Consider the following 24,586-nt stretch of genomic DNA (forward strand, 5'->3'; position numbering starts at 1 on the left):
ATAATCTTTTTGAGTGCGCTTAACCTTTACAGTGTCTAACTTGTCCATGAATAAGCTCCTTTTTCGTAAACTTATTTTAGGACGGGACATAAACATAAAAAAAGCCACTGTAATCATACAGTGGCTTTTTTTATTCAAGAGGATGAGTTTTTAATGAGAATAGCGCTCAATCACAAATTAATGACGGAAATGACGCATACCGGTGAATACCATGGCGATACCGTGCTCATTTGCAGCAGCAATGGTTTCATCATCACGCATAGAGCCACCCGGCTGGATAATCGCCGCAATACCTACTTCGGCAGCGTTATCGATACCATCACGGAATGGGAAGAAAGCATCAGATGCCATAACCGCGCCTTCGGTTGCAAGTCCAGCATGCTCCGCTTTAATAGCAGCGATACGAGCTGAGTTAACACGGCTCATCTGACCTGCGCCGACACCAATGGTACGCTGACCTTTAGCATAAACGATGGCGTTAGATTTGACGTATTTTGCAACGTTCCAGCTAAACAGTAAGTCAGCAATTTGTGCTTCGGTTGGTTGCACGTCTGTGACGATTTTTAAGTCATTGGCAGTAATTAACCCTAAATCTTGCTCTTGCACCAGTAAGCCACCATTGATGCGCTTGTAATCAAGCTGGCGGTCACGTAATTCAGGTGCTGGCAAGTCGCCGCAGACCAAAACGCGCACGTTTTTCTTGCTAGCTGTCGCTTCAAGGACACCGTCTTCAATGCTTGGGGCAATAATGACTTCAACAAACTGATTGTCGATAATGGCTTTAGCAGCGGCAAGTGTTAATGGGCGGTTAAAAGCAATAATGCCGCCAAAAGAAGATTCAGGATCGGTGCTGAACGCAGTGCGATATGCTGCTACTTGATCAGTGTCGACAGCAACGCCGCAAGGGTTGGCATGCTTTACAATCACACAGGCAGGCGTACTAAAAGCTTTCACACATTCAAGCGCGGCATCAGTATCGGCGATATTGTTATAAGACAATGCTTTGCCTTGCAATTGCTTAGCAGTAGCAATAGATGCTTGCTTGCTTTTTAAAGCATTGTTTTCAACATAGAACGCTGCTTTTTGATGCGGGTTTTCACCGTAGCGCAGGTCTTGCAGTTTTTCTAGCTGAACGTTAAAGGTACGTGAAAAATCTTCCGGTTCTTGATTCTCGTTAACACGGCTGCCTAAGAAGTTGGCAATCATCCCGTCGTATTGTGCCGTATGCTCAAACGCTTTGACCGCTAAATCGTAGCGTAAGGCATGGGTCAGTGTCGTACCATCACCCAAGGCTTCAAGTACACGCGTATAATCAGCTGGATCAGTCACAATACCAACATGTGCATGATTCTTTGCCGCTGAACGTACCATCGTAGGTCCGCCAATATCGATATTTTCGATGGCATCATTCATGGTAACGTCACTACGGGCAATCGTTTCTGCAAATGGGTAAAGGTTTACGACTACCAAATCAATACGCTCAATCTCGTGCTCACTCATCACCGCATCATCTGTGCCGCGGCGTCCCAAAATGCCACCGTGAATCTTGGGATGAAGCGTTTTGACCCGACCATCCATCATCTCAGGGAAACCCGTATAGTCTGATACTTCAGTGACAGCGACATTATGCTCTGTGAGTAAACGGAAAGTACCGCCAGTCGATAACAGACCAAAACCTGCTTTAATCAGACCTTGAGCGAACTCAACGATATTGGATTTATCGGAGACCGACAGTAGTGCTAGTGGGGCTTTACTCATAAAAAAATTTCCATAAAAAAAGCCTGACGTAAACGTCTGGCAAGGTAACAATGACAATCAGTATAGAGCATATCGTGAGTGATAAGATCATAAACTACAAACTGCCATACATAATATCAGTTAGGGTAGGTAAGCGTTTCATAAATAGGATTGATGGTACTTATTAATAAGTCAGATTTATCAAAAACATTATTTATAGTATTACATTAAACCATATATTTTGAGCTTTTTGCGTAGTGTACCGCGATTTAGACCTAAAATCTGCGCACACTTGGTTTGATTACCACGGCTCTTTTCTAACACCACAGACAGCAAAGGTTGCTCTATCTCTTTTAAAATAAGCTCATATAATTCAGTTGGTATCTCATCACCTAACATTGCAAAATATTGACGCACCACACGTTCAACATGTATCCGTAATGGCTCATGCGCATGACCTGTGTCATCTAAAGCAGATTCCACATTACGGATTGAGCGATGGTAGTCCTCTTCATAATAATCAAGATTACCAGCGCTTTTGTTAACATGACTGGCATTGTACTGTGCCTGTGGTGTCATAAGATAATGTCCTTGGGGTTAAAGAGTAAAACCATGAGGCTCTCGTTGGCTATTATATCAAAATCAGCAGCGATCATCTTAAGAAGATGAGGTTAATGAGCGAATATCAGTCAGCGAACATCAGTAAATGGGATTAATAGCAATTTTACTAATTTGAGCATTGGCAATAGGTACCGTAAAGAGTAACTGCTTATGACCATTAGAAGCTAATTGACTTTGTTTACCAACCAAGTACTTATCTGGTGGAGCGATAAACTCACCAATCAGCGCATTGGCACCATATACACTGACTTTTATATGAGGATATAGCTGTGCTTGTGAGCTTTGGTTATTTAGAGTAGCACTTATATCACTAGAATCAGCTGCACTGTTTATTTGACCGGCTCGGTATCTGATGTCACTCAGAGTTAATGCAGTCAAGTCAGCACTGGGCAGGCTACAAGCTGCAATCGTACATATCGTCTGTAAGCGTTGAGCATGTGCAGGATTTTTAACTAAGTTATTTAAGTTAAACATAATGTACTGAGCAAAAAGTAGTAGTACTAGCACCAAACAGCCTAATGTCCATAGTAATGAAGCTACTGAACGATGGGATGGTGTTGGTGAGAATTTGGCTTGCGCTTGTAATCTTTTGGCATGTGCCGCCTTACTACGGTCTTCTTCTTTAAAGTCGACGCCCATACTAATGAGTAATTGCGATAAATCAGTATCATTGGTTGGCGTATCTTCGGGTGGGTGTTGTTCTTTAAGCAGTTTTTCGAGCCACGAGTCATCGGCATCATTATCAATATTGGCATGAATACTGTTAGCCGCTGTTGAGCTTAAAGCCACTTCTGCGGACGAAGGAGAGCGGTTTGAATGCTTAGTAGAGGTAGAGGTTTCTTCAAATAAATCAAGGGATGTATCTGAATGTTTATCTGATTTTTTCGCAGTACTTCTTGCTGATAGAGCGCTTTGGGTAACGTTATTGTTATCAGTGGCTTGTGTAAGCCACGCATCCATACTATCTAGTGAGTCGTATTCTAGACTCTTGTCAGCAGATGCCTCAATATCGATATCGTCATGTATCATATCGTCATGAATTAGGATATCTGTATCATTTGAGTTTGCAGCAGCTAAAATAGAATGTTTCTTATGAGAGGTTCTGTCATTAATTTTCTTATCACGCTCGCTAGAAACTTCTGTATCTGTCAGCTTACGATTGCTGTCTATATCAGCAGTGACGATAAGATTATTATTCACCAAAAACATTTGCTGGCAATGTTCACAACAGACAGTCGCGGTTTTTTGATTTAACTGGGTGTTTTTTATATTAAAAATGGTATGACAATGAGGACACTGGGTTTTAATGGGTGTGGTCATAGAGTTGAATCCAAAAAGGTATCAGTAAGAATACCGTATAGCCACTCACCAACCGCTGCCAATTACTTCAATGTCATTGTTGAAGTATTATTAATTATAAACTACAGGCAACTCTAGAGTAGCGCCAAATACACAACATTTAACTACTACTCTATCGTAACAGATGTAATTTAATGTTGCTAGCCTGTAAATGTACCAGATAATCTCTGCCAATGTTGATCTTCTTGTGCAGTAAAAGCATGCTTAGGATCAAGCGCAAAATAAGGCTGATACGCTTCGGTCACTTGCTCAGTTTGTGATTCAATCAAACCGGCAAGGACGATACGACTTTTTGGTGCCATCAAGGTGACAAAATAAGGCGCTAGACCTATCAGTGGCTTGGCTAAAATATTGGCAACCATCACTTCTACAGGCGCTATATTTTGCTGTTGCCAAAAGGCAGTGAAATCCTCTGGTAAAAACGCTTGCAAACGATTGTCGACCGAATTGCGTGCCGCATTTTGATTGGTTGCCAGTACCGCTTGAGGATCAATATCTACGGCATAAACATGGCGCGCCCCTAACAATAAGGCGGCGATACCTAAGATACCTGAGCCGCAACCATAATCAATCACTACTTTATCCGTAAGGTCCTGCTCAGTTAGCCAATCAAGACATAGGCGAGTGGTCGCATGGTAGCCAGTACCAAATGCCAAGCCTGGATCCATAATAATATTGGTCGCTTCAGGATTGGGCGGTGTCAGCCAATTAGGTACAATCCACAAGTCATTGGCACACTCAATGGGTTTGTAATTGGACATCCATTCACGCTCCCAATCTTTGTCATCGACAGCACTTACCCAACTACGGCTCGCCTGTACTTGGGCTGCAATCTCATGACTGAGTTGCTCGATAACATCACGAGTTCCAGTCTCTATCGTAGCATCGAAGAGCCCTGTTAAAATCACTTCGTCCCATAGTGGTGATTCACCAGGAAGTGGCTCAAATAAAGGTTGGTCGCCTGCATCATCAAGTGCAATAGATAGCGCGCCTGCTTCTAATAATAGCGCTTCAGCAAGATCTACGTTGTCTTTTTCACATTGTAAGTGAAGTTGTTGCCATGCCATAAAAGTAACCTTGTTTCAAAATAAAAAATAGATAATAAAAATTAACGACCGACTATAAAAGCCTATTTTAGCGCTTATATAGTCAGTCGTCATGGTTAATCAAAAAGATAGTACTATTAGCGTAATGCTTGTTTGGCTTCTTTTATCACCCGTGCATTACCTTGTGCTTGTCCAGACTGTAGAATAATTTGCCATAGCGCACGGCGGCGACTGCTGTCTTGAGAGACACTAAGCCCACGCCGTCCCATTGCTTCAGCCTTGCGTGGCTGGTTTTTTTTGAGTGCCACTTGCGCAAGATAAAAATATACCGCTGATGATTTGGGTGCTAGGCGCTGAGCTCGGGTAAAGCTGCTCTCAGCGCCATTTAAATTGCCTGCCTTTAATTGCTCAGTGCCCACTTGCATCAGGTTACGAAAGGCGGGCAAGTTGCTATTATTGTTGGTGGTTTTCTGACTGCGCTGCGAGTTCTGCCGCGCACGCTCTAGTAGCTCATTATGCGACGGGATAGATGGCACATATATCACTTCATCTTCATGAGCAGGCGTGAGGATCACGGTATCAGGCTGAGTTACGATCGGAGTTTGACTCGTGCTTTGATTAGACCCCAAGATTACAGGTGGCTTTTCTGTTACCGATTCCGTTGGTGATTCTATTAATGCAGGTGGATGATAAGGCTCGATAGGATAATTATCGTCAGTCTTATCAGCTTCAGTACTCTCAACACTTTCATAACCACTATGATCAGTGCTAGGGGTTTGCGTCACTATTGTGGATTGTTCAGGTTGCGTCGTTTTTTGACTACTGGTTGATGGTAAGGTTTGAGCAGAAGGCGATTTTATTGAAGTTGGTGCAGTCTGACAAGCGCTCAAGCTTAGCATGCCAAAACAAGCGCTAATTAAAAGAGCTTTATGTAAATGCTTTGGCTGTTTTTTGGGCTGAGCTTCAATCGTCTGCTGAGTCAACAACGCTTGCAATATAGATAACACCATATTAAAACCCTTTTTAAGTTTTAAAAATCTTAAAATCGTTCAGCTACTAACCTTTAAAGTCAAATCTTCAGCTATCACGACTGAAATAGAAGCAGTTCACTAAAACCATTCAACAGCACGATCATACCAAGTATCTACACGATTGGGTATATCACCGTCTTGCTCGGCATCACTGCTGTTATTATCAATAGCTTCACCATTTGGTATGTCCAATCCTTCACGGCGACGTTGCTTATTGATATCGCCTTGCTGATTTTGCCACTGCATCTGCTCGCGCGCACGATCCTGTTGGTATAAGCCAATCGCACAGCTGCTGGCTTCTTGAGGCAAATATGCTGACATAACAGGCAAGTAGCGTGCGCTGGCACAGCGCTCATTAGACAGCTTGCCTGAGTTGTTCTCTAACCATAGCCATTCGATGCCTTCTGGCTCTGGTAGCGCAACAGGTGTCAGTTTTAGACGATTCATATAATCAACCCAAACTGGCAAAGCACCGCTGCCGCCACTAAGCCCAATCGGTTTATTATCATCACGTCCAACCCAAACCACGCTGACATAGTTACCACTATAACCGGCAAACCACGCATCGCGGTAATCATTGGTAGTACCTGTTTTGCCCGCAAGGTTTAGATTGCTACCAAGCGATTGCACGCGTCTAGCTGTACCGTTCTTGACCACATCTTGCAACGCATAATTAATTAAAAAGTTGGTCTCAGGCGGAATGCTGCGCTGAGTATTTAAGCCTGTGCGCTGCAAAATACTACCGCGATCATCAATCACACTACGGATACTGTGAATAGGCGTACGGAAACCACCCGTTGCAAATACTTGATAGACACCAAGCATGTCCATCGGGCTTAGATTGACTGAGCCCAATAATGCCGCAGGATAAGGGGGTATTTTCTCTTTAACGCCCATACGTTTTAATTGCTTGGCAAAGGTGTCGACTCCAAATTCCATCCCTAAGCGAACAGCGCTATGGTTATAAGATTGCGACAGCGCTGTGGTAAAGGGTATGTACCCATGATCACGATTGTCATAGTTTTTGGGATTCCATTCGGTACCGTCGCTTAGACTGACCGTAATAGGGGAGTCATCAACCGAACTTGCCAAATTATAGCGACCACTTTCGAGAGCGGTCATATAAATAATCGGCTTTAATAATGAGCCCACTTGGCGTTTGGCATCGACCGCACGGTTAAAGCCAGTAAATTCGCTGCCGCTACCGACAACAGAAACCAGCTCACCCGTCTCAGGGTTGGCACTGACCAGCGCCCCTTGTAAATCTTTGGTTTTGCTACCACTACGGCGTAGCTCGCCAAGCTTTCTCTCAACCGCTTTGTCCGCTGCCAACTGGGCAATAGGGTCCATCGTACTAATAATAATCAGACCTTCGTTTTTGAGATCATCGGAATAATAGACTTTATTTAGTTCACGCTTGACGATATCTAAAAAGTCAGGGAATTGGCTTTTACCTTCAACAGGCTTATCAACTACCCCAAGTGAATTTTTTAATGCTTTATCGTATTCTTCTTGACTGAGCGAGCCGACGGCCAACATATTGCTAAGCACAACATCGCGACGCGCCTTTGAATCGTTTGGATGGCGGCGCGGATTATAAACGCTCGGTCCTTTTGCCATACCGACAAGCAGTGCTTGCTGATCTAGGCGCAGCTCATTGAGCGGCTTATCAAAATAAAATTGTGATGCCAACCCAAAACCATTGATAGAGCGTTTGCCATTTTGACCCAGATAAATCTCATTGAGATATGCTTGCAAAATCTCATCTTTACTATAATGCAGCTCAAGTAGCACAGCCATCAAGGATTCATTGGCTTTACGCTTCATTGTGCGGTCTGAATTCAGATAAAAGTTTTTGATCAGCTGCTGGGTGATGGTCGAGCCACCTTGACGTGATCCACCAGAGAAGTTATTGATGACTGCACGAGCGATACCACGTATCGATACCCCTTTATGTTCATAAAAACCACGATCTTCTGTCGCTATCAGCGCATCAATAAGCGGCTGCGGTACTTGATCTAACGAGACAACCATACGGTCTTCATTACTATCCGGGTAAATACCACCGATATTCACCGGTTCAAGACGGATAATGCCGGTTTTCGCCGCCACAGTACTTTGTACTGACTCAATCTTATCACCAGCAATAGTCATTTTGATGACTTGCTCTTGGTCTATATCATTAGCGCTATAAGTAAATCCACGTGTATGAATAAAATAGGTATTACCTGATTTATGATAAGTACCCGTGCGATCATAGGCTTTATTACTTTGATAGTTAAGTAGCTCAAGCCACTTCTTCATCGTGTCTTTATCGACGTTGGCGCCTTGATACAGCTCTAATGGCTGCGAATATACTTTGGCAGGAATATCCCAGCGTTTACCCTCAAACTTGTGAGTAATGGTGCGATCAAGTTTGACCAAGTATAGTGCTAATAGCACCATGCCAGCGATGACAACAATTAATAAAATACTACTAAACACCACACCGCGCTGCTGGGAAGGTAGCGTATTGATAGCAGGCTTAGAGGACTGTGGTTGCTTAGAATTAGATTTTTGCACTGATGACACACCATTTTGGGATGAAAAACTGCCTCATAATGACGCAAATTGACAAATTTTTCAATCTATCATCATCAACGCAGGCATTCATTTGCTCTCAGCACTCAGGAGTTATACTGCTGAGAGCCTGTGCTTATAGTATAATCTTTATAAAAGCAATGATGGTTATTTGAAAGTGTCCGCCACCTCTTATTGTCGTAACACTGTCTCAATTTTGAATAAGAGTAATGGTTTGCATTAACACGCACTATCTTAAAGAAGCATAACCATCAATGTCGCGTAGCCCCAAATATAGTAGTCAGTTAACCAATATACATCAAACATAGTGGTTTTCTCGATATCGAGTAGATCAGATGATAGAGCCTTGATTTAAAGCTATTTACTCAATGTTCTGTCTAAAGGAAATAAGTGCGATTATGTCCAGTATTCCATCTCCTATGCCGCCAACATCACCGACATTACCAAGGTCATCAAAAACCAATACTCATTATCAAGACAATTCTATTATTGACGGTCTGGTATTGCCGCTGGCGGGTCATTGCTTTCATTGCGGTGATCCCGTGCCGCAGCCGCCGTTTCATACCGATATATTAGGTAAATCGCGTGAGATGTGTTGTATGGGCTGCCAGTTAGCTTCACAAAGTATCGTGGAAGCGGGGCTTGAGCAATATTATCTTGATCGCTCGGAGATTAACCGTACGGCAAGCTTACCCGTTCAGATGACCCGCCTTGAAGCTTATGACCATGATGAAATAAAATCACAGTTTGTCTACGCCCAAGACGGTATGTCGGTAGCAGAGTTGTCTGTCAATAATCTGCGCTGCGCCGCTTGTACGTGGTTGATTGAATCGCGGCTGGATGAGTTGGATGGCATCAGTAAATGTCAGGTTAATTTGACCAATCAACGCATGCGGGTGATTTGGGATGAGACCAAGCTACCGATTAGCCGGATTCTTGCGGTTATCAATGAAATTGGCTATGAAGCCAAGCCTTATCGGCAAGATACCCACGAAGCCATGCTAGCACGTCATAACAACCAAATGCTAATAAGGCTTGGCATCGCGGCACTCGGCTCAATGCAAGCGATGATGTATGCCGTGGCAATTTATTTCGGTGAATATAGCGATATGCTGATATTTCAGCGCGATTTTTTGCGTTGGGTGTCTTTATTCGTCAGTACGCCAGTATTCTTTTATGCCGGTGTACCATTTTTTACGTCAGCATGGTCAGCGATTCGTGCTCGCCAAGTCAATATGGACGTGCCCGTTAGTATTGCCTTGATTGTCACATTTTTCGCCAGTCTATTTGCCACTATTACTGGGCAAGGGGAGACTTATTATGACTCAGTTAGTATGTTTATTTTCTTCTTGCTGGCAGGTCGTTATATTGAGCACAATGCTCGCCTAAAAGCGGCAACTATGGCAAACGATTTGGTGGTAGTTGAGCCAGTATTGGTACAGAAAATTGCTGAAAACAAAGACTCTGCTGCAAGTATTTTGCAGCTATTAGAACAAAATAGCGTTCAGAAAAATGCGCTTAAACAAGAAAGCGAAGAGTCTGTTAATAAGGTTGATGATGGAGCTGTTAATGGGGCTGTTATCGTAGTTGGTAATGAGGTAAATAGTCAAAATACAGTGAGTACTACGCCTAATTTTACGCAAAGTATGGATGCTAATGTCTATCAGTTAACATCACGTATTGCTCAAGAATGGCAGCAGACTCGTCAGCAACGATTAACTGTCTCAAATACAAACGATGAGGCAAAAGAAAAGCAGATGGTGACCGCTCATAGCTTGCAAGTGGGTGACATCATCATGGTTGAGGCAGGTTCTGAGATTATCAGTGATGGTATCTTGCTCAGCTCAACCGCCACAGTTTCTCAAAGCCTACTGACAGGTGAAGGTGATTTAATCACTAAGAACCAAGGTGACTATATCGTTGGCGGTGCACAAAACGATAGCCAACCATTTGAGATGTTGGTCACAGCGCTACCAGAAGACAGCCAAATCGGTTTGATTGACAGGCTAATGAATCGGGCAATGAGTGAAAAGCCAAAACTTGCACAGCAAGCAGATAAGCTAGCACGTTGGTTTGTGGCGCGTATTTTAGTATTGTCTGTCTTGGTATTTATTGGCTGGTATATCGTTGACCCAAGCCAAGCGATTTGGGCAACGGTGGCGGTATTGGTCGCGACATGTCCTTGTGCGCTGTCTTTAGCGACACCAATTGCGCTTACTGTATCGACCAATAGATTGGCTAGTTATGGGTTTTTGACGACGCGCGGGCATACCCTACAAACGCTGGCTGAAATTACCCATGTGGCATTTGATAAAACGGGAACCTTGACATATGGTAAACCCAATTTATTAAACATTAAGCTACTTACTGATACAGGTGTCATCACAAAGGCAGATGAGCAAAGAGACAGTGTATTAGCTATTGCGGCAGCGCTAGAGGTGGGCAGTCGTCATCCTATTGCTCATGCGCTACTGACCGCCGCATATCAACTGCATCTGCCAGCGACACAAGCGCTGCAGCATTATCCAGCAGGAGGCGTGGAAGCAATGATCGATGGTGTGCTATATCGTATTGGTCATGTAGATTTTGCTTTAGACAAAATGAATAATGTTACCAATGCGGATAATGACTTAATGATTGATTTAGTTGCCGAGCGCGCCAGCTCAGCGGTAGTCTTATCTTGTCAAAAGGATGAATCAGTAAGCTGGCAAACACTGGCATGTTTTTATTTTAATGATAAGGTACGTGATAGCGCTCAATCTATGCTGGATAGCTTGAAAGCATTAGGTATCGAGCCTGTCATGCTCACAGGTGACCCAAGTCCGCAAGCCTTGGTCATGGCTGAAAATTTGGGTATGCAGTCTGCGTATAACGGACTGTCGCCAATGGACAAGGTCAATCATATTCAGCAGCTACAAGCTCAAGGTGCAGTGATATTGATGGTTGGTGATGGTATTAATGATGCGCCAGTATTGGCAGCGGCAGATGTTTCAACCTCGATTGCCGGTGCAGCAGATTTGGCGCAAGTATCTAGTGACAGTATTATCCTAAACGGACAAATCGAAGCTATTATTGCAGCGAAACGTATCGCTGATAAAACCAAACGTATTATCAAACAAAACTTGCGCTGGGCACTTATTTATAATGGTAGTGTATTGATACCAGCAGCTTTGGGTTATGTGCCACCTTGGCTAGCTGCTATTGGCATGTCATTAAGCTCATTATTTGTCGTATTAAATGCCCTGCGTCTAAAGCGTGCTTAATTTAAACCAGCTTAAACTCATTTAAACAAATCTCTGAAGATTACCCACAAAAAAACCGCCTTTATAAAAGACGGTTTTTTTATTTCAATGACTATCGAACAGCTATTTGACTAATCTTGTAGATAGCTTAATAGACGCATAAATTCGATATACATCCACACTAGCGTTGCAAGAAGACCAATACTGAATAACCATTCGTAGTCTTCTGACACACCCATTGCCACACCACGCTCAATATTATCAAAATCTAATAACAGCGTAAAAGAGGCGATAACAATCACAAATAAGCTAAAGCCAATAGCGATAGCGCCGCCTTCAAACAAGAAAGGCAGGCTTGAACCAAATGCTAAAGAAAGTACCCACTGCGCCACATAAACTAGCATGATAGCGATCAAGGCTGAGGTGACGATTGAGCGGAACTTTTCAGTCACTTTAACCAAGCCTGAGCGATATAGCCCTAGCATAACCGCCGCTGTTACAAAGGTCGCACACATTGCAGTGACTGGTACACTTGGGTACATTCTCATGAAAAACAGGGAAATACCACCTAAGAATATACCTTCCAAAAGCGCATATGGGACGGCAAGCGTCTTAGCTTTTTGCGGTTTAAAGGTAATGAAAATCGCTAAGCCAAAGGCAGCAAACATACTACCAAAAGCCGCCATCGTGATAAAACCTTGTGATAAACCTGCCATCAACGCATAAAAGAAAAATCCAATACCCGTAATCGCCGATAAGCCAAGCAATAAACTGGTTTTTTGAATCACGCCCTTCACTGTCATCGGCGCACCGCCGACGGCAAGCTCTGCGCGACTGACAATAGGATTGGCCATAAAGTTGTCCTCAATAAAATATAAATAATAGTTATGTCAGCTACTTTAGCAAAATCGCCATTATTGTCAACGGTGTTTACGTGACAGCGTACAAGGCTTTGCGCAACTATTGAGTCGATTTCGCTCCTATACACAGCGATATTAAATAGCTAAATGCATACGCCCAAAACAGCGTATGTTGGCTTTTATATGGGGTCAATTACGACCGTTAACAACGATAATTGATAAACAGGCTAGTCTAATCGCCTATTTCTCGTTATCATTGCTCTGTAATTTACCATCATGCCGAGTCGTTTTATGGAAACCTCAGCGCAGTCCGCAAGATTGCCGCACCTACATGAATCAGAGCTGTTCCACGCTATCAAAAATCCAGCTTTTCGCCGTATTGGCTTGATGGGTCGTGCTGGAAAGCGCAGTGTAACCCAAAGTCTTGGGCAGATTGCCCAAATAATTAACGACATGAATCTTACGTTGATTATGGATGTGCAAACCGCCAACTTGCCAACTCTGAATCTCACTGATATTGAGAGAGTCAAAATTGTTAAGCGTAGCCTTATCGGCGAGATTTGTGATTTGGTCATTGTGGTTGGCGGTGATGGTTCTATACTCCATGCTGCCGAAGCACTAGCGCGCTATCGTGTACCTGTCTTGGGGGTTAACCGTGGTCGCCTTGGTTTTTTAGCCGATGTCAAACCTGATGAAGCGGCGTTTAAATTGCGCCAAGTACTGATGGGTGATTATCAGTTAGACCATAGATTTTTACTTACGATGGAGATTCGTGAAGGTCGTAAGATTATTCATGAAGACATGGCACTCAATGACATCGTGTTGCACGCTGGTAAGTCTGTCCATATGATTGATTTTCAGATGAAAATCGATGGGCATGATGTTTATCGGCAGCACAGTGATGGTCTCATCGTAGCGACACCGACGGGCTCGACAGCTTATGCGCTCTCTGGTGGTGGTCCTATTATACATCCAAGCATGGATGCCATATGTTTGGTGCCTATGCACCCGCACACGCTGTCAAGTCGCCCTATTGTGGTCAGTGGCACCAGCGAGATTTGTATTCGTATTCACGAGGACAACCGCACCCAGCCGATGGTCAGTGCTGACGGTAAACCAAGCACGCCGCTTGAACAAGAGCAGCGTCTATATATTCGTAAGCATCCGGACAAATTAACCTTGCTACATCCGCCAGGGTTTGACTTTTATGAAGCGTGCCGGACGAAGTTACACTGGAATGTGCATGCTGAGGAATTCAGTCTCGACGCTGATGATGATATCATGGACGATGAATAAGCGTCTTTATTAGACAAAAATGTGATATAAAAAATAGTAGTGGAGAGTAGGCACGATGGACAAACAAACGATATTAGCAAGCCTAACACCTGAAGTGGTCGATAAATTTCGTATGGCAATTGAGCTTGGCAAATGGCAAGACGGTCGTAAGCTGACTGCTGAGCAGCGCGAGACCTGTATGCAAGCCGTGATGGTATGGGAGCATGAACATCTGGCGCCTGCTGAGCGAACTGGCTATATTCATAAGCCGGTCAGAGAAGATGGTTCGGTCGTTGGCGCTGAATGTGATGTTGAACATGAACATCATTATCCCAATATGCCAAATCCGAAAGGTGCGGTACAGCCCGTGAAGTTTCGCGATAAATAGACTTACTATGTAAATGCACTGATAAAAAATGAAGCATAAAAAAAGCCACGCTATCATCATAGTGTGGCTTTTTTATAATCGTCAATCATAAACCATCAAAGCGTGCTGGTATCTACGCTAGGGCGCAGTGTTAATGGATTCTTCTCCATTAAAAAACCTTGCCAGCCCCAATGTAAAAAATTGCGAATATTGGGATGATCAACTCCTTTAGGCGTCGCTTGAACTGTTTGGTAATGCTCACCAAACAACTTTAGCGTATCTAATTGATTTAAGCCGTGATGCTTTGCAAAACCAAAAATCTTGGCGCTGCCTTCGTTTTCACCAGCAGCATTATGTGCCATGCCATTAACAAAAGGCGCTGGCGCATAACGATAAAAATCATCAATAAAACTGATGACATCATTGAATCCAATGGCTTTTTTATTCAAACCATTAAGTAGAGCCGATACATCTGATTGGCGGATACTCATAAATAAATGACCTCAAAGCTGTTAAAAAGCCAAAACTAGCATGCTTGATACAAGCTTAATGATTATTGATAGTTGGATATGAAGCTAACAGGTTAGCGATTAAAATAGTCTTCATCATCAAATGAAGGCGCAAAGCTGCCTTGCTCAAGATGCTGCATTTGCGACTGTACCGTGCGCTCATGTTGAATGCGCTGATAAATCTCTTCGCGGTGTACGGCAATATCTTTTGGCGCATCAACGCCGATACGTACTTGATTGCCTTTGACACCTAGGACAGTCACACTGACCTCGTCGCCAATCATTAGCGTTTCGCCCACGCGGCGTGTCAAAATTAACATGCGTCACACTCCTTATGTTGCATCAACAGATTATTACTCATCAGATTGCGTCTCAATTACAGGACATTATCGCTGCACAAAATAGGCAGCTGTTATAAAGTAAATGTCATAAACATTGTTTTATAAATCTTACCCAAAATAGGATGCTAATAGCGATAATGATAGATAAATTCATTTAGCCCAAATGAAACCCTCATTATAGGGGGCATAACAGATACTGTCACGGGTTTTCACAAAACTATTGGTTTTATAATAACCTCAGCAATAATAAAAAAAGAAAATAGGGTCCTAATAAGACCCTATTTAATTAAGTATTAAGCATTATTGAAAATAATAAATCGCAGTTTATTGAATAAACATTAAAGCCTATTATTTTTATACGGCTTTAGTAAAGTGTTTATACGTTCATTCTTATAAACCAGCGATTTTGCTTTCACCGTCTTCACGATCAAGACCAAAGGCCGTATGTAGAGATCTTACCGCTTTTTCCAGATACTGCTCTTGGATAAGAACAGATACCTTGATTTCACTGGTCGATATCATTTGAATATTGATGTTGTTTTCCGCAAGGGTTTGGAACATAAGACTAGCAACACCTGCGTGCGAGCGCATGCCGACGCCGACTAATGAGACTTTAACCACTTCATCATTGGCCAATATTTCTTTAGCACCGATTTCATCTTTGACTTCGCTTTCTAGTACTTTCATGGTTTTTTCCATGTCCGTACGATTAACGGTAAAAGTAAAATCAGTCATACCGTTGGTAGATAGGTTTTGCACGATCATGTCAATTTCGATATTGGCGCGGCCAATAGGGCTGAGGATAGCAGAAGCAATGCCAGGGTGATCAGGGACACCGCGTACGACGATTTTTGCTTCGTCTCGATTAAAAGCGATACCTGAGATGATTGCCTGTTCCATATTGTCTCCTTCGTCTATCGTAATTAGGGTGCCGACATTGTCTTGAAATTCTTGGTCGAAGCTACCATCGTTGTTTTCATCAAAGCTAGATAATACGCGCAGCGGTACGCCGTATTTGCCAGCAAATTCTACTGAGCGAATCTGTAAAATCTTAGAGCCAAGACTTGCCATCTCAAGCATTTCTTCAAAAGTAATCTTTTCAAGTTTTTTGGCTTTTGAGGTGACGCGCGGGTCAGTGGTATAGACGCCATCAACATCAGTATAGATTTGGCATTCATCCGCGCCTAAAGCCGCGGCAATCGCCACGCCTGTCGTATCAGAGCCGCCGCGCCCTAATGTCGTCGCATTGCCTTCTTCATCGATACCTTGGAAGCCTGCGACAATAACGACGTTGCCGGCATCTAGCTGCTCACGGATGTTTTTGTCATCGATACTTTCAATACGCGCTTTATTGTGAGCATTATCGGTTTTAATAGCGACCTGACGACCGGTAAATGAACGTGCACCGATACCCAACTCTTTAATCGCCATGGCAAGCAGTGAGATAGACACCTGCTCGCCGGTTGAGACCATTTGGTCATATTCGCGAGGATCGGGCTGGCTACTGATTTGGCGTGCTAAATCAATCAAACGGTTGGTTTCACCGCTCATGGCAGACACGACAACGACTACTTGATGACCATTGTCATGCCAGCGTTTGACTCGTTTGGCGACGTTTTTGATGCGGTCGATACTGCCCATCGAGGTGCCGCCATATTTTTGTACTATTAACGCCATAAAAATCTACCTATTATTCACCAATGGTTATCTGTTATTGAGAGACATCAATTCGTCATGGCACTGTCTAAATTAAGTGCTAGATTGATTTTAATAACGATAAAGCCAGATTATAAGAACTGCGCCCTTTGTTTTACTTTTTGATGGTTTACTGTCTTATTATGCCAATAGACTTCATACGCTGAAATAAGTCTAAGCGTTGACCTTTATATCATATTCGAGCCGTAACTTTAAGTATCAGTAGACATTAGATACATGGCGATTGGTTATAACCGTTATAACCAATCGCCTATTAGCCTCAGCTTAATACTTAACCAAGCTGCTCTGCAATCCACGCAGGTAGCGCATTGATAACCGCGCTGGTGTTGGCAGCTTTTGGTGCGCCGCCTTGGGCATAGTCAGGTTTACCACCACCTTTACCACCAAGCTCACCTGCCAAATGACGAATAATATCACCGGCTTTTACTTTCGCAGTCACAGACTTTGCCACACTAGCAGCTAATGCCAACTGCTGATCTTTATCACCAATCAATACAATCACACTATCTGGTAGTTTTGATTTGATATCGTCCATTAGCGTACGGATAGATTTACCATCGATACCGCTTAGTGTACTGATAAGTACTGGCGTACCAGCAATGGTTTGCACGTCATCAAGCAAGTTTGCGGCTTGGGCGCTGGCGATTTTTTGCTCTAAACGCTCTAGTTGTTTCTCAAGTTCGCGCTGCTTATCCGCCATGGTACGCACACGCTGCGCCACTTCAGGACGTTTTACTTTTAGCTGACTGGCAAGCTCGTTCAGCTGCTGCTCACTTTGCTGGATATTTTTAATCGCATTCATGCCAGTGACGGCTTCAATACGGCGGATGCCAGCCGCAATACCTGATTCGCTGGTAATTTTTAACACACCAATATCACCGGTACGTTTAACGTGCAAACCACCACAAAGCTCAATAGAGAAAGGCTTACGTTGACCATCGATGATACTGTCAGTACCCATGGTTAAGACGCGAACATCACTGCCATATTTTTCGCCAAACAATGCCATAGCACCTTGTTTCATTGCTTCGTCGATAGACATATTCTCGATGCGAGCAGGGGTGTTGGCTTGAATTTGCTCATTGACTAAGCGTTCGATACGTGTAACTTCAGCAGTGCTGACGGGCTTGTCATAGGAGAAATCAAAACGTAATACTTCGCTTGATACTAGCGAGCCTTTTTGCGTGACTTCATCACCCAATACTTCTCTTAATGCAGCATGCAATAGATGTGTGGCAGAGTGGTTTTTGGCACTGGCTGCGCGAATACTCGACAATACTTGCGCATCAGCGGTTTGCTTGGTGTTAATGTCACCCATGGTCACGACACCATAATGGATGATGGCTTGACCAGATTTTTTGGTATCTTGCACTTCAAAAACGCCAGTCGCGGTGCGGATTTCGCCAAGCTCACCAACCTGACCACCACCTTCAGCATAAAACGGTGTACGGTCAAGTACTACGACACCTTCCATACCTTCAGTTAGGCTATCGGCTGGATTGCCATCTTGATAAAGTGCATCAATCGTGACACCTTCTTCTTCAAGCTGCTCATAACCGATAAAGGTGGTTGGGTTTTCTACTTGAATGACATTGCTATAATCAACGTCGAACTTGCCTGCATCACGCGCGCGTTCACGCTGTGCTTGCATATGTTCATCAAACTCCGCTTCATCAATCACAATACCGCGCTCACGGGTGATATCAGCGGTCAAGTCAACGGGGAAGCCGTAAGTATCATATAGCTTAAATGCTGCTTCGCCAGAAAGGGTATCACCATCTTTTAGACCTTCCAATTCGCTGGCAAGTAGACGTAAACCTTGTGCTAAGGTTTTGGCAAATTGGGCTTCTTCTTTTTGAATGGCGTTTTCAATGACGCTTTGCTTATCTTTTAGCTCAGGGTAGGCGGTGCCCATCTCAGCGACAAGCGGTGCGACCATTTTATAAAAGAAATCGCTATCGGCACCAAGCTTATTACCGTGGCGTACCGCACGACGAATGATACGGCGTAGCACATAACCGCGACCTTCATTACTTGGAGTGACGCCATCAGCAATCAAAAATGAAACAGCGCGAATATGGTCAGCAATGACTTTTAATGATGACTGTTGCTGATTCTCAATTTCTAAAATCTCAGCCGCCGCATCCATTAAATGAGTGAATAAATCTATCTCATAGTTGCCATGTACGCCTTGCATGATGGCACTGATACGTTCAAGTCCCATGCCGGTGTCAACACTTGGGGCTGGTAGCGGCAGCATAGTACCGTCTTTTTGACGATTAAACTGCATAAAGACGCAGTTCCAAATTTCGATATAACGGTCGCCGTCTTCTTCAGGCGTACCCGGTAAACCGCCTTCGATATCAGCGCCATGGTCATAAAATACTTCGGTACAAGGGCCGCAAGGGCCAGTGTCACCCATCGTCCAAAAGTTGTCTGAGGCGTAAGGCGCGCCTTTATTATCTCCAATACGGATAATGCGCTCGCTTGGGATACCGATGTCTTTATGCCAAATATCAAAGGCTTCGTCATCAGTCTCATAAATGGTCACATACAAGCGGTTTTTATCAATCGCAAGCCATTCGTCCGAGGTCAAAAACTCCCAAATATAACCAATACCTGCTTGCTTAAAATAATCGCCAAAAGAGAAATTACCAAGCATTTCAAAAAACGTATGATGGCGCGCCGTATAGCCGACGTTATCCAAATCATTATGCTTGCCACCAGCACGTACGCACTTTTGCGAGGTTACCGCACGCGTATAATCACGCGGCTCAATACCCAAAAAGGTCTCTTTAAACTGATTCATACCGGCATTGGTAAATAGCAATGTCGGGTCATTATGCGGAATCAAACTCGATGAGGCGACGAGGGTATGCTGCTTGCTTATGAAAAAATCGATAAAAGCTTGACGAATATCGGCTGAGCGAAATGGCTGGCTCACAGCGGCTCCTTACTGACGGATGTATTTAGTAGAATAAGTAAAATAATTTTGCAAGCGATTTTAGCACAAACGTGCCAAGGGTGTTGAAGATTCCTAAGTAAATACATGGTAAACCCTACTCATTTTTTGCTATAAACCAGACAATTTTATTTAGATTGTCAGTCGAATATTTCAATAGTAAGGATAAACAAGCACGTAGTCATAGGTCTTCCCGAATAAAATTGGGCCAGTACAAAGGGTGGAAAACTTTTAAATAAAAGGCGGTTTGGTGTTAGTAAAAACACTTATTATAAATCAATACTTATAATAAGGTTATCGATAGTAATTACTTACTATGATTGGGCTGAGCATAAATAATAAAAGACTTACTATTAGTATGGATATAGTGTATAAAGTAGTTATACCCATAATAAAAGTAAGGAATAAGTTATGAACTGGCCACTTTTTTCTGTTGTCTATTCAATGGCAGCAACTGTCATCATCGGTCTTTTTATGATCGGTGCTTTGGTCATGGGTTTTAACCAGATTCCGCATATTCAAATAGCAGTCGCTATCGGTTTCTTAGTTTCTATTCCCACAGCATTATTTTTCACCAAAAAAATTGGCAGCATTACAGGTAATGAAGAGGGTTACAAAGCATAGTTCGTGGTAAAAAAGATCGTAGTATCATTTAATCGAGCATTTTATATATGCTATTCATTTTATTTATTACATCTAAAATTTTGGTACTGAATCTTTTGGAATATAATAAAAAAGACCTTGATACGATGATCAAGGTCTTTTTTATTGCGTACTATCTATTGAACTATTTTAGCTCAACGGTTGCGCCATTTTCGATATTGGCATAAACCTCTAAAACGTCCCAGTTAGTCAAACGCACACAGCCTGCTGATGCTTGGCGACTGATACCTTCTGGCTTAGGTGAGCCATGTAAACCGTAAGAAGGTTTAGATAAGCCCATCCATACCACCCCTACGGGACTGTTCGGTCCTGGTGGTAACATATGTACTTTTTTATCTGCGCCTTCGCCAACAGTTGCTTTATACCACGGCATTTTTACTTTATTAACGATTTTAAAGGTGCCCTGTGGTGATGGCGTGCTGTCACTACCGACGGTTGTAGGATAGGTTGCAACCAGCTTGTCATCATTATAAGCATAAAGAGTTTTATCAGCTTTATTGGCGACGACACGGTTAATACGCTGCTTAAGCGGAGCACGCGTATTTAATACAGTAATGGTTTCACCCGCTTTATATTGTTTGTTTTTATTTAACTTGTCTAAATAACGCACATCCATATGAAAGCGCTCACCAAACATCTCTTTGATGTCTTGATAATACAAGCCTTTCATTTTTGACTTGGCTTCTGAGTCTGCAGGCATAGTAGCAAAATTGGTATTCACATCATCTTCAGTGATGGTATACGTCACTAAAACTGGCTTGTTAGCTGGAATATTTTTATTTAAAGCATCCCATGTTTTTTGATCCATCTTACCGTTTGCTGGCAAGCCTTGCATGGTTTGAAAGTTGATCAGTGCTTTTTTACTGTTCATACCCCAGCCACCGTCAATAGCACCCGGAGACGCATGATTCCAATCGAGCAGCGCCTGCATTTTGATAGTCATAGCTGAGTTAACTTTCATACTCGGTGTCCATGTGGCACCGTTTACTTGTTTGGCATAATTAGACAAATTCAGCGTGGTATGTTTTTTACCATCAACATCGGCGATACTTTTGATAGAAGTATCCGTTGCACTATCAGCCATGGCAGAGCTAGGTGCTGATACCGCTTGACCTTCGCTAATATCGTCACTGTCTGATTGCTCATCCTTACGAGTCAATTCCTCTACGGTCATATTGTCAGCGGTAACGGCGACCGATGCTTTCACTTCAGCGTCCTGCTTGGCATCAATCAGCTGGGTCATACGGTCCGCTGATTTGGCTTTATTCGTATCTAGTTTTACGGACGTACTAGAGTCGACGACTGAGCTACTGCGACTTTCTTGCACATTCAGACTGACTTTTTTCGCAATACTAGGAAGCGAGTCAGCTGTGCGTACAGGTAAAGTGCGTGTACCATCAGTAGGTGCAGCAATAGCACTCATACTAACAACAGCGATAGATATAGCGGTGATAAGAGGTTTTATTTTCATCATATTTATATACTTGTGGTGGCTGCTAATGAGGCTATTATGCGCATAATTTGGATGCTTCGCAAACTTTTGACACATTTTTTTTCGTTTAAGACTTGCCAAACGTCAACAGTTGACGTATTCACTACAATTAAGCAAGAGTTGAGTCAGGCTAGGGCTGCCTTTTCCACTCAATTAACAGTTACCACAATACGTTATGAGCTTTAAGACAGTGTTATATGGCTATGCTAAATCAGCCTTTTTAACCCTTCTGTTAAAGCCATGGGCTACTTAATTGTAAATACTGCTAAAGATTTTGTTGAAGTAAAAAATACAGTCATTGGCGCATCATCTTGTTTCCGTCTATAATGTGGAACGAGATTTTTATTTAATAAATTGGCTGTTCAGTGAAATCATTGAAAGCGATTTAACCCATCCGCATGTAGTCAGTGAGCATGTAATCAGCAAGGTGCGATATGTCAGAAGACCAAGTAATGAGCGCAGAAGAATTTCAAAATCAATACTTTAATGATGATGAGTCACAAGGTATCAATGATGATATGGAATACGATTTAGAGACAGGGCTGGTCGGTGAGCACGATGAATTTGCGACTTTGCGTGCGGAGCTTGAAGAGGCACGTGAGCAACTGGTCACTATTCGTGACTTTATTCGTTTTTCAGTGACGCAATTACGTAACTATGATGTGGTTGTCGCCCAAGGCACCACCGATGAGTTTGCCGAAGCATCTGCGATTGTATTGCATTCTTTGTCTTTGGATTGGTCTGCCAATGATCAGATTCTGGACTGTCGTTTGACCACTTCAGAGAAGCAATTGGTTTTAAGCTTGTTAGAAGAGCGTATCGCTGAGCGTAAGCCATTAAGCTATTTGATTAATCTGTCTTATTTCTGTGATTTGCCGTTCTATGTCGATGAGCGCGTATTGATTCCTCGCTCACCTATTGCTGAATTGATTCGTCAGCAGTTCCACCCATATTTTGAAGTGAGCGAGCTGGCAAAACCAATAGGCGTAAGTGTCAATAATCAAGCGCCGGCTTTTTATGATCATGGCTTAGAAATTAAACAGCTATCACAGCCTGAGCGTATTTTAGATTTATGTACCGGTTCTGGCTGTATTGCTATTGCGCTGGCGACTCGTTTTGTCGATGCACTGGTTGATGCTGTAGATATTGATAAAGGTGCACTAGAAGTCGCGATGGTCAACGTCGATCATCATGACCTTGGTCATCAAGTCAATGTGATTGAATCTGACTTATTTGCCAAAATCCCTGCCGAAAATCAATATGAGCTGATTGTAACCAATCCTCCTTATGTTGATGCCGCTATCATGGCAGATTTGCCACCAGAGTTTTTATATGAGCCTGAGCATGCGCTTGCTGCTGGTCAAGATGGTTTAGACTTGGTACATCGTATCTTGTTTGAAGCACCCGATTATCTAAGCCCCGAAGGTTTGCTAGTCTGTGAAGTGGGTGATAGCGAGTGGGCGTTAAAACAAGCTTATCCTGAGATTCAGTTTGATTGGCTAAGGTTTGCTCATGGCGGTCATGGCATCTTTGCGATTACCTATGATGAGCTTATGAGCTATCGCTCATTATTCGCCAATTATGTACAGTTACTAGATAGCAATCAATAAATCACGATTGATACTATAATTAAAACAGTCAAAAATCGACTTCATTTGTTTAAGGATAAATATGGCAGGCAACAGTATTGGTCAGGTCTTTACCGTCACCACCTGCGGTGAGTCGCATGGTGCAGGTTTGTTAGCAATCGTCGATGGCGTGCCACCAGGTTTAGCCTTATCCGAAGCCGACTTGCAAATAGATTTGGATCGCCGTAAACCGGGTACTTCTAAGTACTCGACCCAGCGCCGTGAATCTGATGAAGTCGAGATTATCTCTGGCGTTTTTGAAGGTAAAACGACAGGTACTTCTATCGGTCTACTGATTCGTAATACCAATCAAAAATCTAAAGACTATGGTGAAATTAAAGATACCTTTCGCCCCGGTCATGCCGACTATACTTATAGTATGAAGTATGGCTTTCGTGACTATCGTGGCGGTGGTCGATCATCGGCGCGTGAGACTGCCATGCGTGTAGCGGCAGGTGCTATCGCCAAGAAATACTTGCTAGAGCGCTTAGGTGTGCAAATCCGTGGTCATGTGACCCAAATTGGTAATGAGTACAGTAATGTCCTAAACCCAAGCACAATCGATTGGGATTTTGTGAATAGTAATCCGTTTTTCTGTGCGGATGCCGATGCTGTCAGTCGCTTTGAGACCTTGATAGATAGTTTACGCCGTGAAGGTACGAGCTGTGGTGCCCGTCTTGAGATTATTGCAAGCGGCGTACCAGTTGGACTTGGTGAGCCGGTATTTGACCGTTTAGATGCCGATATTGCCCATGCCATGATGAGTATCAATGCCGTTAAAGGTGTTGAGATTGGTGATGGTATGGCAGTGGCAGGACAATTTGGGCATAGCTCTCGTGATGAAATGACACCCGATGGTTTTACCGCCAATCATGCAGGCGGCATCTTGGGTGGTATCTCATCAGGACAAGATATCCGTGTCAGTATTGCACTGAAGCCAACCTCTAGTATTACTACGGCTGGCAAGAGTATCAATACAGAGGGGGAAGCGATTGAGATGCTGACCAAAGGTCGTCATGATCCTTGCGTTGGTGTACGTGCAACACCTATCGCCGAAGCTATGTTAGCGATTGTGTTACTGGATCATTATCTGCGTCATCGCGGTCAAAATGCTGATATTAAGCAACCAGTCCAATCGATTACTTAATATCTTTATA

General features: G+C 43.2%; 17 protein-coding genes and 1 pseudogene. 6 read left to right on the top strand and 12 right to left on the bottom strand.

Features of this window, described 5'->3' with window-relative positions; translation table 11 throughout:
* Positions 1-177 precede the first annotated feature (177 nt).
* From purH to mrcB, 6 genes are all read right to left on the bottom strand, one after another.
* Positions 178-1,758, bottom strand: a complete 1,581-nt coding sequence (purH, locus tag JMX89_RS04595; RefSeq protein ID WP_201550986.1) for a bifunctional phosphoribosylaminoimidazolecarboxamide formyltransferase/IMP cyclohydrolase — start codon at positions 1,756-1,758, stop codon at positions 178-180.
* A gap of 201 nt (positions 1,759-1,959) precedes the next feature.
* Positions 1,960-2,220, bottom strand: coding sequence for a helix-turn-helix domain-containing protein (locus tag JMX89_RS04600; protein WP_201551075.1), 261 nt, complete (start codon positions 2,218-2,220; stop codon positions 1,960-1,962).
* Between the two features lie 216 nt (positions 2,221-2,436).
* Complete coding sequence (locus tag JMX89_RS04605) at positions 2,437-3,678, bottom strand: DUF3426 domain-containing protein (RefSeq protein ID WP_201550988.1); 1,242 nt, start codon at positions 3,676-3,678, stop codon at positions 2,437-2,439.
* 179 nt (positions 3,679-3,857) lie between these two features.
* Positions 3,858-4,784, bottom strand: coding sequence for a 50S ribosomal protein L11 methyltransferase (gene prmA / locus JMX89_RS04610; protein WP_149409569.1), 927 nt, complete (start codon positions 4,782-4,784; stop codon positions 3,858-3,860).
* Positions 4,785-4,900: 116 nt separating this feature from the next.
* A complete protein-coding gene (locus JMX89_RS04615; RefSeq protein ID WP_201531264.1) occupies positions 4,901-5,773 on the bottom strand; it encodes a tetratricopeptide repeat protein in 873 nt (290 codons plus the stop codon).
* 99 nt (positions 5,774-5,872) lie between these two features.
* The gene (mrcB, locus tag JMX89_RS04620; RefSeq protein ID WP_201531265.1) at positions 5,873-8,356 is read right to left on the bottom strand and encodes a penicillin-binding protein 1B; all 2,484 of its coding nucleotides are present in this window, start codon (positions 8,354-8,356) and stop codon (positions 5,873-5,875) included.
* A gap of 416 nt (positions 8,357-8,772) precedes the next feature.
* Here mrcB and JMX89_RS04625 point away from each other — a divergent pair, with 416 nt between their 5' ends.
* Positions 8,773-11,637 carry a heavy metal translocating P-type ATPase gene (locus JMX89_RS04625; protein ID WP_201531266.1) on the top strand — a complete coding sequence of 955 codons (2,865 nt, stop codon included), beginning with the start codon at positions 8,773-8,775 and terminating at the stop codon, positions 11,635-11,637.
* 110 nt (positions 11,638-11,747) lie between these two features.
* Here the strand turns inward: JMX89_RS04625 and JMX89_RS04630 are convergent, their stop codons facing one another.
* Positions 11,748-12,470 carry a Bax inhibitor-1/YccA family membrane protein gene (locus tag JMX89_RS04630; RefSeq protein ID WP_011513970.1) on the bottom strand — a complete coding sequence of 241 codons (723 nt, stop codon included), beginning with the start codon at positions 12,468-12,470 and terminating at the stop codon, positions 11,748-11,750.
* A 297-nt stretch (positions 12,471-12,767) separates the two neighbouring features.
* On the opposite strand from JMX89_RS04630, the gene JMX89_RS04635 reads away from it, so the two are divergent.
* The gene (locus JMX89_RS04635; protein ID WP_020443747.1) at positions 12,768-13,772 is read left to right on the top strand and encodes an NAD(+) kinase; all 1,005 of its coding nucleotides are present in this window, start codon (positions 12,768-12,770) and stop codon (positions 13,770-13,772) included.
* 55 nt (positions 13,773-13,827) lie between these two features.
* Positions 13,828-14,139, top strand: a complete 312-nt coding sequence (locus JMX89_RS04640) for a YeaC family protein (protein WP_011513968.1) — start codon at positions 13,828-13,830, stop codon at positions 14,137-14,139.
* Between the two features lie 95 nt (positions 14,140-14,234).
* Here JMX89_RS04640 and JMX89_RS04645 read toward each other — a convergent pair whose 3' ends face one another.
* From JMX89_RS04645 to alaS, 4 genes and pseudogenes are all read right to left on the bottom strand, one after another.
* Positions 14,235-14,609 carry a HopJ type III effector protein gene (locus JMX89_RS04645; protein WP_011513967.1) on the bottom strand — a complete coding sequence of 125 codons (375 nt, stop codon included), beginning with the start codon at positions 14,607-14,609 and terminating at the stop codon, positions 14,235-14,237.
* 170 nt (positions 14,610-14,779) lie between these two features.
* Positions 14,780-14,947: pseudogene (csrA, locus tag JMX89_RS04650) on the bottom strand (carbon storage regulator CsrA); the annotation flags it as partial.
* Positions 14,948-15,358: 411 nt separating this feature from the next.
* Positions 15,359-16,645: an aspartate kinase gene (locus JMX89_RS04655; RefSeq protein WP_011513965.1), complete on the bottom strand. Its 1,287-nt coding sequence runs from the start codon at positions 16,643-16,645 to the stop codon at positions 15,359-15,361.
* Between the two features lie 310 nt (positions 16,646-16,955).
* On the bottom strand, positions 16,956-19,628 hold the full coding sequence (alaS, locus tag JMX89_RS04660; protein WP_201550990.1) for an alanine--tRNA ligase: 2,673 nt from the start codon (positions 19,626-19,628) through the stop codon (positions 16,956-16,958).
* A gap of 429 nt (positions 19,629-20,057) precedes the next feature.
* On the opposite strand from alaS, the gene JMX89_RS04665 reads away from it, so the two are divergent.
* Positions 20,058-20,270: a hypothetical protein gene (locus tag JMX89_RS04665; protein ID WP_133104485.1), complete on the top strand. Its 213-nt coding sequence runs from the start codon at positions 20,058-20,060 to the stop codon at positions 20,268-20,270.
* Between the two features lie 163 nt (positions 20,271-20,433).
* On the opposite strand, the gene JMX89_RS04670 is transcribed toward JMX89_RS04665, so the two are convergent.
* Positions 20,434-21,858, bottom strand: a complete 1,425-nt coding sequence (locus tag JMX89_RS04670; protein ID WP_201531268.1) for a L,D-transpeptidase family protein — start codon at positions 21,856-21,858, stop codon at positions 20,434-20,436.
* A 377-nt stretch (positions 21,859-22,235) separates the two neighbouring features.
* Here JMX89_RS04670 and prmB point away from each other — a divergent pair, with 377 nt between their 5' ends.
* Together prmB and aroC are read left to right on the top strand one after the other, a co-directional pair.
* Positions 22,236-23,411, top strand: a complete 1,176-nt coding sequence (prmB, locus tag JMX89_RS04675; protein ID WP_011513962.1) for a 50S ribosomal protein L3 N(5)-glutamine methyltransferase — start codon at positions 22,236-22,238, stop codon at positions 23,409-23,411.
* A 61-nt stretch (positions 23,412-23,472) separates the two neighbouring features.
* Entirely contained in the window at positions 23,473-24,576 is a 1,104-nt protein-coding gene (gene aroC / locus JMX89_RS04680; protein WP_020443743.1) for a chorismate synthase, read from the top strand.
* The last annotated feature ends 10 nt before the right edge of the window (positions 24,577-24,586 follow it).

Source organism: Psychrobacter sp. DD43 (assembly GCF_904846555.1).
In the GTDB taxonomy this organism is placed as follows: Bacteria; Pseudomonadota; Gammaproteobacteria; order Pseudomonadales; family Moraxellaceae; genus Psychrobacter; species Psychrobacter cryohalolentis.

What these genes read in the sequence shown, in the direction of transcription:
- JMX89_RS04665 (WP_133104485.1), top strand. Translation starts at nt 20,058, where the DNA reads ATGAACTGGCCACTTTTTTCTGTTGTCTATTCAATGGCAGCAACTGTC.
- JMX89_RS04605 (WP_201550988.1), bottom strand. Translation starts at nt 3,678, where the DNA reads ATGACCACACCCATTAAAACCCAGTGTCCTCATTGTCATACCATTTTT.
- aroC (WP_020443743.1), top strand. Translation starts at nt 23,473, where the DNA reads ATGGCAGGCAACAGTATTGGTCAGGTCTTTACCGTCACCACCTGCGGT.
- purH (WP_201550986.1), bottom strand. Translation starts at nt 1,758, where the DNA reads ATGAGTAAAGCCCCACTAGCACTACTGTCGGTCTCCGATAAATCCAAT.
- prmB (WP_011513962.1), top strand. Translation starts at nt 22,236, where the DNA reads ATGTCAGAAGACCAAGTAATGAGCGCAGAAGAATTTCAAAATCAATAC.
- prmA (WP_149409569.1), bottom strand. Translation starts at nt 4,784, where the DNA reads ATGGCATGGCAACAACTTCACTTACAATGTGAAAAAGACAACGTAGAT.
- JMX89_RS04670 (WP_201531268.1), bottom strand. Translation starts at nt 21,858, where the DNA reads ATGTGTCAAAAGTTTGCGAAGCATCCAAATTATGCGCATAATAGCCTC.
- JMX89_RS04640 (WP_011513968.1), top strand. Translation starts at nt 13,828, where the DNA reads ATGGACAAACAAACGATATTAGCAAGCCTAACACCTGAAGTGGTCGAT.
- JMX89_RS04630 (WP_011513970.1), bottom strand. Translation starts at nt 12,470, where the DNA reads ATGGCCAATCCTATTGTCAGTCGCGCAGAGCTTGCCGTCGGCGGTGCG.
- JMX89_RS04645 (WP_011513967.1), bottom strand. Translation starts at nt 14,609, where the DNA reads ATGAGTATCCGCCAATCAGATGTATCGGCTCTACTTAATGGTTTGAAT.
- JMX89_RS04615 (WP_201531264.1), bottom strand. Translation starts at nt 5,773, where the DNA reads ATGGTGTTATCTATATTGCAAGCGTTGTTGACTCAGCAGACGATTGAA.
- JMX89_RS04635 (WP_020443747.1), top strand. Translation starts at nt 12,768, where the DNA reads ATGGAAACCTCAGCGCAGTCCGCAAGATTGCCGCACCTACATGAATCA.
- JMX89_RS04655 (WP_011513965.1), bottom strand. Translation starts at nt 16,645, where the DNA reads ATGGCGTTAATAGTACAAAAATATGGCGGCACCTCGATGGGCAGTATC.
- JMX89_RS04625 (WP_201531266.1), top strand. Translation starts at nt 8,773, where the DNA reads ATGTCCAGTATTCCATCTCCTATGCCGCCAACATCACCGACATTACCA.